This is a genomic window from Faecalicatena orotica (assembly GCF_003149245.1).
Taxonomy (GTDB): Bacteria; Bacillota; Clostridia; order Lachnospirales; family Lachnospiraceae; genus Faecalicatena_A; species Faecalicatena_A orotica.
This window is the reverse complement of record NZ_QGDL01000010.1, coordinates 210,270-223,632: the sequence shown is the minus strand read 5'-3', so window position 1 is coordinate 223,632 and position 13,363 is coordinate 210,270. Positions and strand designations below refer to the sequence as shown.

Annotated in this window: 13 protein-coding genes; 2 read left to right on the top strand and 11 right to left on the bottom strand. The window is 41.6% G+C overall.

Going from position 1 to position 13,363, the window contains the following annotated elements; all coding sequences use genetic code 11:
- From A8806_RS27140 to A8806_RS17085, 6 genes are all read right to left on the bottom strand, one after another.
- Positions 1-60, bottom strand: a 60-nt coding sequence (locus tag A8806_RS27140) for a GTP-binding protein (protein WP_141724521.1), incomplete at its 3' end; no start/stop codon positions are given.
- Positions 61-425: 365 nt separating this feature from the next.
- Positions 426-800: a TnpV protein gene (locus tag A8806_RS17100; protein WP_057491876.1), complete on the bottom strand. Its 375-nt coding sequence runs from the start codon at positions 798-800 to the stop codon at positions 426-428.
- Between the two features lie 73 nt (positions 801-873).
- On the bottom strand, positions 874-1,041 hold the full coding sequence (locus tag A8806_RS26280) for a hypothetical protein (protein WP_181368762.1): 168 nt from the start codon (positions 1,039-1,041) through the stop codon (positions 874-876).
- 154 nt (positions 1,042-1,195) lie between these two features.
- Entirely contained in the window at positions 1,196-2,674 is a 1,479-nt protein-coding gene (locus tag A8806_RS17095; protein WP_181368761.1) for an ABC transporter substrate-binding protein, read from the bottom strand.
- Between the two features lie 63 nt (positions 2,675-2,737).
- Positions 2,738-3,622, bottom strand: coding sequence for a carbohydrate ABC transporter permease (locus A8806_RS17090; RefSeq protein WP_109732404.1), 885 nt, complete (start codon positions 3,620-3,622; stop codon positions 2,738-2,740).
- Between the two features lie 17 nt (positions 3,623-3,639).
- Positions 3,640-4,560: an ABC transporter permease gene (locus tag A8806_RS17085; RefSeq protein WP_207657869.1), complete on the bottom strand. Its 921-nt coding sequence runs from the start codon at positions 4,558-4,560 to the stop codon at positions 3,640-3,642.
- A gap of 307 nt (positions 4,561-4,867) precedes the next feature.
- Here A8806_RS17085 and A8806_RS17080 point away from each other — a divergent pair, with 307 nt between their 5' ends.
- Positions 4,868-5,815 (top strand): type I phosphomannose isomerase catalytic subunit, encoded by a 948-nt coding sequence (locus A8806_RS17080; RefSeq protein WP_109732403.1) that lies wholly within the window; start codon positions 4,868-4,870, stop codon positions 5,813-5,815.
- Positions 5,816-5,873: 58 nt separating this feature from the next.
- Here the strand turns inward: A8806_RS17080 and A8806_RS17075 are convergent, their stop codons facing one another.
- From A8806_RS17075 to A8806_RS17055, 5 genes are all read right to left on the bottom strand, one after another.
- On the bottom strand, positions 5,874-7,043 hold the full coding sequence (locus A8806_RS17075) for an ABC transporter permease (RefSeq protein ID WP_109732402.1): 1,170 nt from the start codon (positions 7,041-7,043) through the stop codon (positions 5,874-5,876).
- Positions 7,040-7,714, bottom strand: coding sequence for an ABC transporter ATP-binding protein (locus A8806_RS17070; RefSeq protein WP_109732401.1), 675 nt, complete (start codon positions 7,712-7,714; stop codon positions 7,040-7,042). The genes A8806_RS17075 and A8806_RS17070 overlap by 4 nt, the downstream gene beginning before the upstream one ends.
- An 11-nt stretch (positions 7,715-7,725) precedes the next feature.
- Positions 7,726-9,480 (bottom strand): efflux RND transporter periplasmic adaptor subunit, encoded by a 1,755-nt coding sequence (locus tag A8806_RS17065; protein ID WP_181368760.1) that lies wholly within the window; start codon positions 9,478-9,480, stop codon positions 7,726-7,728.
- 122 nt (positions 9,481-9,602) lie between these two features.
- Positions 9,603-10,820 carry a sensor histidine kinase gene (locus tag A8806_RS17060; RefSeq protein ID WP_109732399.1) on the bottom strand — a complete coding sequence of 406 codons (1,218 nt, stop codon included), beginning with the start codon at positions 10,818-10,820 and terminating at the stop codon, positions 9,603-9,605.
- On the bottom strand, positions 10,813-11,496 hold the full coding sequence (locus A8806_RS17055; RefSeq protein ID WP_109732398.1) for a response regulator transcription factor: 684 nt from the start codon (positions 11,494-11,496) through the stop codon (positions 10,813-10,815). The genes A8806_RS17060 and A8806_RS17055 overlap by 8 nt, the downstream gene beginning before the upstream one ends.
- Positions 11,497-11,998: 502 nt before the next feature.
- On the opposite strand from A8806_RS17055, the gene A8806_RS17050 reads away from it, so the two are divergent.
- Positions 11,999-12,640: a hypothetical protein gene (locus A8806_RS17050; RefSeq protein WP_109732397.1), complete on the top strand. Its 642-nt coding sequence runs from the start codon at positions 11,999-12,001 to the stop codon at positions 12,638-12,640.
- Positions 12,641-13,363 lie beyond the last annotated feature (723 nt).

Genomic DNA, 13,363 nt, shown 5'->3' with positions numbered 1-13,363 from the left:
CGTTAAGGTTGTCTTTCCTGCGTCAACGTGAGCCAGAATGCCTAAGTTAATTATTTTCATGTGATTTTCCTCCTATTAACACCCAAAAAAGGGCATAAAAATACCCAGTGATAAATACTCCTATCACTGGGTAAATAACTCCAATAGCCCCAAAACACTTATATGTTTTCGGGCATATAAAATTACATGATAAAAGTATTCTTAAACTGGGTACAAAAAACTAAGCCCCATATTAAAAGTGAAACGAGACTGCTACTTTTGTTCCCACTATCAAATTGACAGTTTATTTAAGAATACCTTGCCGCATATTTATTAACTCCTTGTATAAAACTGAATTTAATTATATTCCTTAACCCTTTATTTGTCAAGCTGACAAACTAAAGCAGAAAAAGCGGCAGGATTTCACCCTGCCACTAATCATCTGTTTATGCAAAAATAATTTCTTTCCCCACAATCTCCCTCGCACAAGCCCTTATGTTATTCGTTCTTCCAGTCCATTCTAAGGCGTTTTCTTCCTTTAGGCATTCCGTTATGCCCTGTGCTTGCTTCATGCCCTCTATGAGCCGTTCAAAGTGTTCCTGTGCCTGTCTGTCAATGTCGGCAAGGTAAGCATTGAGCCTGCCGCTTGTGAGAAGATTGGTGTATGTAATTTTGCGGTACTCCCGCAGATAGTCCAAGTGCCGCCGTCCGAATAAGTCTATCGACTGTTCCTTTTCGGGTGGTATGGTAAGGCAGGGTAAAATGTATTCGCCTTGCCGTTCGTATCTGCCGCCCATTTCCTCAAAGATTGATTGTACCATTTGTTTTTCCTCCAAATAAGATATTCACTCCATACTCATGTCTGCTATCATTAACACAATTTACGTTTTCTCCTTATCTGGTTTCATACATGATGGAAAAACATAAAATAACAACTATAAACATCGCAATGGTTATGGTCAGGAAAATTTTTCTAAATGTCCGCTTCTGTTCAATTTTCCGAATGATTTTTCTGTTTCTTTTCCCATCGGCTCCCACCGTCTTCTTCGTAAACTTTTTCATAAACATCCATCCCCCATGTGCTTATTTTAAAGTATATTACTTCCCATATCAACAACGAAATCTGACACTCACACAGTTTCCCAACACTTTTTAATATAGCACAAAGCACCCGGCTGTTTATCACAGCCAGGCACTCTGCCTGTTTGCCCGTTATTTATTTTGCTTCCATAAAAGCATCTACCTGTTTCTGCATTTCCGCAAGAACAGTATCTATCCCCGCAACTTTTAACTTCTCAACAAATTCTGCGTTTGTCTCTTCAACAGGAAGCTCTCCGCCTGTAAGGCTTTCGTACTCCTTGACAACCTTGGACACACTCGCAATTTCCATCTTCACCGGATCGGGGTCGAAAGAAAATCCCAGAATCGGAGAAATCTTGGCACTGTCATTCAGAGCCTTTGTCTGCTCCCAGACATCTTCCGGCTGCCCTTCAATTGCATAAGAATTGAATACATTTCCAAATGCCCATGCCTGGCCGTGGGAATATCCACTATTTTCAATTGGTTTAATCATATTGTCAGATATCTTTTCATAATGAGTCCCTTCAATACCGTAAGAAAGGAGATTCATAACATACGGGTCTGTATTTACCAGTTCAAGATACTTTAAAGTCTCTTCCGGATGTTTTGAAGTCGTTGAAATACCATACATCGTAGCTATTACTGAATTTGTTGTAATCAATGGCTCTGTTTTAGACTTTGCAAATACCATATCATATCCTGCACGCGTAGATTCTTCCGCTTCTACACCCGGTTTATATGTTCCGGAAAAGTAAGCTGATGTTTTCTTTCCGATCCTCTGGCTTTCACCATATTCCGGGTTATATGCACACTGCCCGTCTAATAAGCCTGCTGAATTCAGATCATAAGATTCTTTTAACATTGCCTTCCACTCATCTGTTTCATAGAAGTTAACAACCTTGGCACTTTCGTCCCCCATCTTAATAGCACCTGCTGACATATAATCACTTATATGCTCATATCCGCAGTAATCGGCTGCCTGCTGCACATTGACACCACCCACTTTTGCACTGTAGTTGTCAAACGCATATTGAGCATAATCCTTCATTTCAGTCAGTGTCTGCAGATTTTCCACTTTTTCGCCTGATGCGTCTACGAATTCTTTTGGCATAAGCGCTCCAATCTGGCGTGCAGCAATCTGTTGGTTTGGAACCGCATAGATTCCGCCGTTTACAGTCACGGCTGTCCAGAAGGATTCCGGCATGCTCTCCATTAAGTCAGGAGCAACTTCCGGAAGCATTTCTTTAATATCGACAAATGCGCCCTTTGCAACATTTGTATTATAAGGATTTAACCAGTTTGAAGTAAAGCAGGCATCATACTCTTCTCCTGATGCAATAATAACCTGAATCTTATCCGCATAGGAACCACCGTGGAACACATAATCGACTGTCACCCCGATTTTTTCTTTCGTATACTCATTTACGGCTTCCATAACTTTAGCCTGGTCCTTTTGCTCCGGCACCATAACGTGGATTTTCAGATTAACAACATCTCCCTCCTTCTTTCCGCCGTCACCCTTATCACTTCCACCGTCGCTGCCTCCGCACCCTGCCAATGTACCGGCTGCTATTGCCAGCGTTAACAGAAGTGCTGTAATCTTTCTTCTTTTCATCACTTTTTTCCTCCTCTTAATGTGATTTTTATTGTAATTTGCCATGCAAATATACATTCCTGATTAACCTTTGACCCCGCCTACCGTAAGGCCTTTTACAAAATACTTCTGGAAAAATGGGAAAATCACCAACATCGGTCCTGCTGCAATTACGCACATTGCCATACGCATTGATTCTGTGGGGAGATCTGCTATGCTGATTCCCATTCCTGAAATTGAAGAGTTCTTTATCATTTCCTGAACATCCCTCATTAATATATAGAGACGGTACTGCAGATTGTACAGTTCTGAATTGTCAATATACATCAAAGGCTGAAACCAGTCATTCCAGTAATTCAGTGTAATAAACATTCCTACAGTTGCCAACGCCGGTTTTGCCAATGGAAGAACTATTTTCACAAATATCGTTAATTCGCTTGCGCCGTCCACCGTTGCTGCTTCAATCAGCGATGACGGGATCTGTGAGAAAAAGGTTCTCAGGAGAATAATAAACCATGGCACGATCAGCATCGGAAGAATCATAACCCAAATTGTATTCTTTAGGTGCAAATATTTAGTAATCCAGATATAGGTCGGTACCAGACCGCCGTTTAACACCATCGGGATAATAAGAAACACTGTGAGCTGTTTCTTATATTTATAATCTTTTCTGGACAGTACATAGGCTATCATTGCATTAAAAGACAACCCCAGTACACATCCGGTAACAGTAACAAAGATAGATATTCCATACGATCTTAATATAGATTCCATATCCTTCAGGACATATTTGTACGCTTCCAGCGTAAAGCCTTTTGGCAGTATTCCATATCCATCTTTTATAATCGCCATATCTGTAGAAAAAGAAATGGAGATAACCGTGATAATCGGTATGATACAAATGAGGCAGATTAATATCAGTACCCCATAAATAATCACTCTCTGATAAACAGGTAATTTTTTATTCATCAGTTTTTCTCCTCCCTTTAGAACAATGCACTCTCACTGTCAATCTTACGTACAATAAAGTTACTGACCATAATTAGTATAAACCCGGCCACCGCCTGGAAACAGCCTACTGCCGAACCAATACCAATATCACCTGTCACACGGAGCGCCCTGAATATATAAGTATCCAAAACATCCGTCGTAGCATACAATGCACCGGAATCTCTTGTCAACTGGAAGAACAATCCAAAGTCGGCATACATAATTCTTCCAATCTGTAGGATTACCATACAAATAATGATGCTTCGGATCATCGGCAGTGTCACGCTCCAAATCATCTGCCATTTACTAGCCCCATCCAATGCCGCCGCTTCATAATATGAATCGTCAATCCCCATCAATCCGGCGTAATAGATAACGCTGTAATAACCGGCTACCTTCCATGCGTACATAAATGTCAGAATAACAGGCCAATAAGCCGATTTCGCATACCACGCAATGCTTTCTAATCCAAAAAAGTTCAAAAGCTGGTTGATAATTCCATAATCATGATGCAGATATGCATACAGCAGATATCCTACTACAACCCATGACATAAAGTATGGGAAAAACATAATTGTCTGGATTGCTTTTACTGCTATACGGCTCCTGATTTCATTAATCATCAGTGCTACTGACACTGCTATTACAAGAGTGACTCCTATAAATAGAAGATTCAGCCCTATCGTATTTCTTAATACAATCCATGCATCATTGGACTTAAAGAAGAATTCAAAATTCTTAAATCCAACCCACTCGCTTCCCAGGAACCCCTTATCATATCGAAAATCCTTAAATGCAATCACTAAACCTGCAATTGGGATATACGAAAATATGAAAAGAAGAACCGATGCCGGAAGCGCCATAGCAGTCAAAGCCATAGTTTTTTTTCTTCCCGCTTTACCCATTCGTTTTTTCATTTTACACCCTTTTCCTTTCAAACGATATCTTTCTCACAAGGCCAATATTCTATTGTTATGTTTCTATTGCCCATGCCTCTGTTTCGCTTAAATTTATTTTTAACCAGAATTTGATTTTCTGCAACTACACAAATCTGAGATGATTCATCTTTCCATCACTTTTAGAGTACGAAAATCAAACAGAATTGCGTATTCTGTACTATCTGCATTTATAAAACAGATCGCAGATAAACGGAATAGACACCTCCTTTGGCTGTGTTTTAGTATGGATATGCAGTAGATAATAAACGTAGCAGGAGGAATGAAGATGTGTATTTTAAAAATGGTGCCCAGCTGTAAAGATTATTTGTGGGGCGGGCACCGCCTTATAGACGAATACCATAAAAACTATGACGGAAACATTTTGGCAGAGACGTGGGAACTTTCCTGCCATCCGGATGGTCCGTCAAAAATCCAAAACGGTACATTTGCAGGAATTACACTGGCAGAATATATAAAAAAAGCAGAAGGGAATGTACTTGGTATACATTGCCGGAGATTCAGGGAGTTTCCTATTCTTATAAAGTTTATTGACGCAAAGGATAATCTTTCTATCCAAGTGCATCCTGACAATCAATTTGCATTGGAAAATGAAGGCCAGTATGGCAAAACCGAGATGTGGTATGTAGCCGACTGTAAGGAAGGCGCATGTTTATATTATGGTTTCAAAAAGAAGGTAAGCAAAGAGGAGTTCAGACAGCGGATTCTGGATAACACCCTGTTGGAGGTATTGAACGCTGTAACGGTCCAGAAGGGGGATGTGCTGTTCATTGAAACAGGTACGATCCATGCGATAGGTAAAGATATTGTAATTGCAGAAATCCAGCAGAATTCGAATGTCACTTATCGCGTGTATGATTATGGAAGAGTCGGGAACGATGGGAAAAAGAGGGATTTACATATAGAAAAGGCCCTTGCCGTTACGAACCGTGTTCCTATTATCAAGAGCAAAACATGCTGCCCCCATATCGCCGACTGCGATTACTTCACAGTAGATAAGCTTAATCTGGACGGTGATGTCATGAAGAAAATGTGCGGCCATATTGGTAACGGCTCTTTTGTAAGCATACTGATGGTTGAAGGGGATGGAGAAATCCGCTGCGGCAAAGACAAACTCCGCTATCAGAAAGGAGATAGTTTCTTCCTTCCTGCCAATAGCGGAGAATACGAGATTAGCGGAACCTGTGAGGCACTGATTACAACTGTCAAGGGTTAAAGATTAGAACGCCGGAATACAGTTTACTGGAACACCGGGATGATCAGCCTCTGATTTTCTATGAGAACCGCAATGCCTCTATCGGTTTCTTGCGTGCAGCCTTGTTTGCCGGATAACTGCCGAATACAATGCCAATCGTTGTGGAGAATCCGACTGAAATCCAGATGACCCCCGGCGACAGGCTGAAATGATATTCTGTCATCACCTGATCTGCCACAGCTACGATTCCCCAGGACAGCAGAATCCCGATTGCACAGCCGATCAGACTAATAACCACCGCCTCCACGAGAAACTGAACCATAATATCCTTATATCCTGCCCCGACTGCTTTCCTGATTCCGATTTCCCGGGTACGCTCGGTTACCGATACGAGCATGATGTTCATGATGCCAATGCCCCCAACAATCAGTGAGATTCCTGCAATGCCTCCGAGCATCAGCAGCATTGTCCGGTTCGTAGATTCTACCATTTTAACAAACTCAAGTTCATTGTCTACGCGAAATGCCTTTTGATCGTTATGGAAACGTTCAAGCAGCAGACTGGTAATCTTTGATTCGGCGGCCCTCATGTCTGCTTCACTGTCCGCCCAGATCACAAAATTGTTCACGGCTTTTACTTTTTCTGAACTGCGCATTAATGTAGAATAAGGGATGTAAGCCTCCATCGTATTCATATTCCAGCCGTTGTTATCACTTTTTTTCAGCACCCCTGCAATTAAAAACTGTCTGCCTCCTATGATAACATTCCTGCCAACTACCTGGTCGGTGCCAAAAAGCTGCTGCGCCATATAATGATTGATCACGGCGGTGTAAGAGCTGCTATCCACATCTGCTTTTTTCAGGCTTCTGCCAGCCGCCAGTTTCAGATCCTGTATTTTGAAATATCCCGGCGTCGTACCCGTAACTGACACATCTCCGCTCTTCTTATCGCTTTTCGCCGTCACAGATTCTGTTTCTGCCGGTGCGATCTCGGTAATTTCAGGCTCCTTTCCAAACTGCGCCATATCATCCAGCGTCAGCGGCTTTCCTTTATCATTGCTGACCGTCACCGTCAGTTTCGTATTTCCGGCCGCGGACATACTTTCATCAATGGAAGTAACAGCCCCGTTGACCAGAGATACCAGTACGACGAGAGAAGTCACTCCTATAATAATTCCCAGCATGGTGAGAAACGACCTCATTTTACTGGACGAAATTGAACTTAATGCCATCTTAAAAGACTGTATCATGACTCCACCACCTCACTTACCTGTCCGTCCCTGATTCGGATCTTCCGTTCCGCCTCATCGGCAACATTCTCATCATGGGTGATGATGACGATCGTATTCCCCTGCTCATGAAGGTCTTTGAAAATCCCCATGATCTCCCTGCTTGTTTTGGAATCCAGAGCCCCTGTAGGCTCATCCGCCAGAAACAGGGACGGCCTTGCCGCAAGCGCCCTTGCAATCGCAACCCTCTGCTGCTGTCCTCCTGATAATTCTGCAGGCAGGTGTTCCCTGCGTTCATACAGCTTCACCTGCTCCAGAGCCCATTTTACTCTCTCTGCGCGTTCGTGTGACGGAAGCTTCTGGTAGATCAGCGGCAGTTCCACGTTCTGCGCAGCCGTCATCTTGGGAATCAGATTAAAATTCTGGAATACAAACCCGATCTTCCGGTTTCTTACTTTAGCCAGTTCCTTCTCCGAATAATTCGTAATGGACTCCCCGTCAAGCAGGTATTCTCCCTCATCTGAGTTATCCAGACAGCCGATGATATTCATCATCGTAGACTTGCCGCTCCCGGATGGTCCTACTATACTAACAAATTCACCTTTTCTTACACGAAGTGAAGCTTCCCTTAATGCATAGATATCCTCGCCTCCCATATGGTATATTTTTGAAACATGATTCAAACGTATCATATCAGCACCTCCTACATATCTGACATAACGCCGGCCGGAACATCCACATTCCCCGGACTGCTGTCAGCCATCGCCTCGAAATAAACAGCCGTACCTTCTTTGATGCCTTTTATGATTTCTATATAGACTCCGTCTGTCATACCTGTTGTCACTTCTTTTTTTCCGGTCAGTTCTCCTGTCTTTTTATCAGTCCCGGTATAAACATAAGACTTTCCGCCTTCCTCAAACACTGCGAATGCAGGCACCGCAGTCACGTCTTTTTTCTCCTCCACGACAACCGAAGCTGCCACATTCATTCCGGAAAGCATTTTATCATTCTTAGCCGCCGTAATTTCTGCTTTGTACTTTGTTACACCACTGTTTGCAGTTCCGACTTTGTTAATATGGGTGATTTTACCTTCAAATACTTCACCAGGAAGTGCGTTTAATGTAATGACTGCTTTCTGCCCCATTGATACGGAAAGAATATCCATCTCATCGATCTGGATACTTACCTTCATTTTATCTCCTGAGGAAATTGTAAACACATCTGCCAGTTCTGTATTCACACTTTTTTCATCCCCGGAACCTGAGCCCCCGGCACTTCCGCCTCCAAAAGAAGCCCCCGCTGAGAATCCGCCGCCCGAAAACCCATCCTCTGCTTCTCCAGCTTCCTGCGGTGTATTCTTATCGCCTTCATCGGAAGGTTTCTGCTGTTCACCCGGATCATCTTCGTTCTTATCCCCCGCTGACGGGTCTGAAGGTTCTTCTGCCGGTCCATTTGCTTCTGTTGCCGGGAAGACTGCTGTAAAGGCAATTGCATGAACAGCATCGTCTCCGGCATATTCTACATCAGTGATAGCTGCTCCCTCGATTTTTGGTTCAGCACCCTTTTCAAAGACAAAACCGGGCTTTGCAATCAATGTAATTCTGGCTGCATATACTGTCTTTTCCTCAAATTTGTCTGCCACATGGTTCCACTCGATTTTCCCCGTATAGCCATCTGTCTCCTCGATTTCCCTGAGCTGCGGTTCCCCTGTTACTGGTGCTTTCAGTTTCAATTCCGGAAACGGCATCGTTACAGGTTCTTTGTTTTCATTTTCACCCGCTTCAGTCAGGTTAACCAGTGATATATCCGACAGGTTCCCCCCTGCACTCTGGTTCTGGGGTGTACCTGAACTGTTTCCTGAAGAAGGATTCTGCTGTCCCGGAGTACTGCCTGATCCCCCGTTCTGGGAAGAAGACTTATTCACCTCACCGGCCGCGCCGTTCACAGCTGTAACCGTGCCATTTGCAGCCGCCGTGATACTGTTTGACTGTGATATCTGGTTCAGGATATTGATTTTCTCTTCCAGATTCTTTTTGTCATTTGCCAGATTATAATATGCCGATGTTTTATTATTTGTCTGCCTGAGTTTCTTATCTGTCTCTGCCAGTTTTTCTTTTGCCTCAAGAAGACTGGCAGTTACCGTACCGCCATCCGTAAGTGCCAGCACATCCCCCGCTTTTACTTCATCTCCGACCTTTACCTTGATTTCTGTAATACGGATTCCCGTCGGGACCTTCACATCAGCGCTGTTTTCAGGCTCCAGAACGCCCGTACCCTGTATGCTCTTACTGAGATCCATCTTCCGTGCCTCTGACGGTACGATGTCCACCGATCCATCATTTGACTTTCCTCCTGCAAACACGGTCCAGCCGGCCACGGCCAGAACCAGAATTCCGGCCACGCATCCGCCGGCCATCCATTTCTTATTCTTTTTTATATTGAAATTTTTGATGCCCATATCCTTCAACTCCTTTATCTTCATGTTATTTCATTTGTCTGGCTTATGGTATAACAGTTTTATTGAAGAAATATTGAAACAACATTTAATTTTTTTATTCTTTCCCGGCACACGGACAAATATTATCTGTAAACAGGCAGAAATATTGTAAATACAGTCTGCCCATTTTCACTGGATACTTCAATTCTGCCCTTATGCCGTCCGGCGATTCCTGATGCAATCGGCAGTCCCAGCCCATATCTGTTTTCTGCCCGGTTTCTTCCTTTGTCGATCCTGTAGAATCTCTGGAATATTTTTTTCTGTTCTTCTTTCGGAATCTCCAGCCCGGTATTGGATATAGATACGGAGGCCCATTTCCCTTTTTTACCCAGTTTTGCCCTGATCTCCCCATGTTCACTGACATGTGCAAACGCATTATCCAAAAGAATAATCACGGCCTGTTTTAAATGTTCTTCTTCACCCTTAATGAAAACATCCTCCTGTATATCAATCCAGAATTCAATTTCTTTTTCAAAAGCGATGCTTTCAAATGGTAAAAGGGCCCCTGTCACAATTCTGCTCAGATTTACTTTCTCCTTTGCCTCCGGTAAAGACGTATTCTCTACTTTAGCAAGTGTCAGTAATTCTTTCAGAAGTTTTCCCATCCTTACATTTTCCTCAAGAATATAATCAAGCCATTTATTCCCGCCAATCTCGCCTTTCAGACGCTGTGCGTTAGCACCTATTACAGCAAGCGGTGTTTTTAGTTCATGGCTTGCATCAGATATAAACTGTTTTTGCTGTTCGAATGCCCTTGCCGCTGGCTTTACAAGCCATCTTGCTATGAGCAGGGAACAGATTATGATCACTGCAAATCCCACCACACCGCTGATTAAGATGATTGCTGCCTGCTGTTCATAATATATGATAGTATCTGCATCGTTCATCATCACCAGAACATTGTCTTTATGCAGATACCAGTTCCTTTTATAGATCCCCTCACTCTTATCCAGATTCAATATCTTTTGTGCCGTCCCGAGCACTTTCTCATCGTCCTGCATAACCCCTGAGCTTTTCTGGGTTACTGTAAGACCGCCGTCCTCACCCGCCTGAAATACCCATATCGGCAGGTACCAGTCATCTGCCATATAATCCTCGCGGGTCCCCTCTATACTCTCACTTCTGTTTACTCCCGCATCCACATTGATATATCCGTCGGCGATCTGCTCCATAAGCTGCTTCTGGTATTCCGCATAATAATAGTAATTACTGATATAAAAAAACAACTGTAGTCCCAGCATGATCAGCATTAGGATTCCGGCCAGTGTAAATGCAATTCGTTTTTGAAGTTTTTTAATCATCCGCCATCTCCAATCTGTATCCGATCCCTCTTATGGACTTAATTCTTACGTTAGACGCAATAAACTTCAGCTTCCTTCTTGTAAACGAAATATATACTTCCACATTATTATACTCAGCCTCGGAATCATACCCCCACAGCTTTTCTGCAATCTGTTCCCTCGTTACAATCTGGCGTTTATTTTTAATCATAAATTCCAGAATCTGATACTCTTTTTTCCCAAGCTGTACCTCCACGCCCGTCTGCCGGTTACAAAGGATACAGGTGCGGATATCCAGTGAAATGTCCCCGAAACCGATCTGTTTCGTCTCTACTTTCCCCTGCCTTCTCGTGATTACCCTTACACGTGCAAAGAGCTCTTCCATCTCAAATGGTTTCGTTAAGTAATCATCCGCTCCCAGATCCAGCCCTTTCAGCTTATCCCCGAGTTCAGATCTTGCCGTCAGCATGAGGACGGGGGTGCTCACACCTTGTGACCTCCATTTTGACAGAATATCATAACCGTCCATTTCCGGAAGCATACCGTCCAGAATAATGACATCATAAATATCCGACATCCCCATATAATAGCCGTCCATGCCGTTATCCGCCGTATCTGCATCAAAATTTGCATCTTCAAACTCGGCTTTCAGGACATCGGCAAGTCCGGCCTCATCTTCTATAATCAGAACACGCATGTCTACGCCCTCCCGTATCTTTTTTACTATCTTAACACAGTACATGAAAAAGAACACTATTTTATGTTTCTACGATTGCCTATTTTTTATGGATAAGAATTCAGATTTTTAGGAATATGGGGATAATTTTTTCATTTTCAGCACTTTATGATTTGGTTACTCTTATAGTACTAGAGATGACACAGGCGTAAAGAATAACTATTAATGGTCAAAAAACAAGCATTTTATGGACAACTACTTGAAGATTCTATTTATATAAAATAGAATATCCATATAAAAATTTATTTACAGGCAGATCAAATAGAAACTACGTATGAAAAAATTATGTGTTAGAAATCTTTAGCCCATCAATATAATTTTTGTATAAATTAGAAATAAGGTGATACCAATGTTTTAAGAAAGTGAATAGTGAATCAAAATTATGTAGAAAAGGTAATTATTTAATAAAAACTAGAAATCAATACCTTAGGTTTAGCAATATATTAGGAGGGAGAAATCTAATATGAAAAAAACATGGAAAAAATTATTAGCAACTTTACTATCATTAGTAATGATGCTTTCACTTTCAATACCAGTTATGGCGGAAGACACCGAAAATCAGGTTGCCGTTCCTAATGAAGTTATAGGATTAGATAATTATATTACTCGTTCACAGGATGGAACATTGCATTTGGATTCTGACGCAGCGATAAGTGCAGGATATACTGAAACAATAGCAGATGCTATTACACAACACTTAGAAATGGTAAATGAACTGGTAACGTCTGGAGAAGCTATAACTGATAATGATTTAAATATCTATATAATTTCAGGAGGGCTTACACGGGCAGGCGTCAGAAAAATAGTTACATACTGGTGGGGACAAACAGATGTTTATTTGTCTTCAAGTGATGCTATGGTACTTGTACGTGCTTTAGAAGCAGCGGGTAATTCTTTAGCTAATCTAATTAGTATAGTAGATAATGGTTCTTATGATAATATTCAAAATGCTGCTCTCGGCTATCTTGTAGGAGCAGGGCTTCTAGCATTTGCTTATGGTGCACAAATACGTCAGGTGTCCGGTAATGGTACCGCGGGTATTATCCAACAAAATGTATTAAATTATGATACAGGTACAACTGTAATAAGCTATCACCCTCAATAAAGGTTCTTTTGATCTAACTATTAGAAAAAGCAGGTGGAGTTATTCTCCATCTGCGTTTAAAAAGCTATTATAAATAAGTAGGTTTAAAAGAATAATAAACTTGTTCTATAAAATCCATACTAGTAATACTCCTAAGGCCAATTCCCTAACTGTGGATTTTTCTTTGAGTGTAAACAGTTACAATATCATAAATGGAGCGTGAATATTATCAAAAAATTATATGTTTTTCTTTTTTATATTCTGGAAGGGGTTATACTTTTTCTGTTATGTCTCTTCTGGCACAATGTTCATTACTTTGAATATGCTGGAAAACCTACGATTCGTCTTCTGGCATTTATTATACCATTAGGGATAGCCGCTATCGTTACGAATGAAAAAGATATTGAATTATCTATATTTAAATTATGTCTGTGTTTTTCTGTCTTACCTGCAATTGTTTCATTTTTCATGGAATACTTATGGGGGGACGGGGCAGCCTCCGCGGTATATATAGGAATTGATGTATGGAGCCTGAATCTGTTTAGTTTATTTTGGTATCATATCCGCCATAATTATGTGAAATTAAAGGTAAAAGGCATTATAATATTGATTCTTTTAACTATTTTTATAGATTCTGTCTTTTCAGTTCTGAGAAACATATTTGGTTGGACGAATATGTTTTGGGGAGTGATGCCAATATATATAGTAGTGTTTTTTTATCATCTATATCTAAAAAGAAAAAAT

Excerpts from the sequence above, each read along its gene's own strand:
- A8806_RS17060 (WP_109732399.1), bottom strand. The coding sequence starts at position 10,820 with ATGATTAAAAAACTTCAAAAACGAATTGCATTTACACTGGCCGGAATC.
- A8806_RS17080 (WP_109732403.1), top strand. The coding sequence starts at position 4,868 with ATGTGTATTTTAAAAATGGTGCCCAGCTGTAAAGATTATTTGTGGGGC.
- A8806_RS17050 (WP_109732397.1), top strand. The coding sequence starts at position 11,999 with ATGAAAAAAACATGGAAAAAATTATTAGCAACTTTACTATCATTAGTA.
- A8806_RS17055 (WP_109732398.1), bottom strand. The coding sequence starts at position 11,496 with ATGCGTGTTCTGATTATAGAAGATGAGGCCGGACTTGCCGATGTCCTG.
- A8806_RS17085 (WP_207657869.1), bottom strand. The coding sequence starts at position 4,560 with ATGAAAAAACGAATGGGTAAAGCGGGAAGAAAAAAAACTATGGCTTTG.
- A8806_RS17100 (WP_057491876.1), bottom strand. The coding sequence starts at position 800 with ATGGTACAATCAATCTTTGAGGAAATGGGCGGCAGATACGAACGGCAA.
- A8806_RS17070 (WP_109732401.1), bottom strand. The coding sequence starts at position 7,714 with ATGATACGTTTGAATCATGTTTCAAAAATATACCATATGGGAGGCGAG.
- A8806_RS26280 (WP_181368762.1), bottom strand. The coding sequence starts at position 1,041 with ATGAAAAAGTTTACGAAGAAGACGGTGGGAGCCGATGGGAAAAGAAAC.
- A8806_RS17090 (WP_109732404.1), bottom strand. The coding sequence starts at position 3,622 with ATGAATAAAAAATTACCTGTTTATCAGAGAGTGATTATTTATGGGGTA.
- A8806_RS17075 (WP_109732402.1), bottom strand. The coding sequence starts at position 7,043 with ATGATACAGTCTTTTAAGATGGCATTAAGTTCAATTTCGTCCAGTAAA.
- A8806_RS17095 (WP_181368761.1), bottom strand. The coding sequence starts at position 2,674 with ATGAAAAGAAGAAAGATTACAGCACTTCTGTTAACGCTGGCAATAGCA.
- A8806_RS17065 (WP_181368760.1), bottom strand. The coding sequence starts at position 9,480 with ATGGGCATCAAAAATTTCAATATAAAAAAGAATAAGAAATGGATGGCC.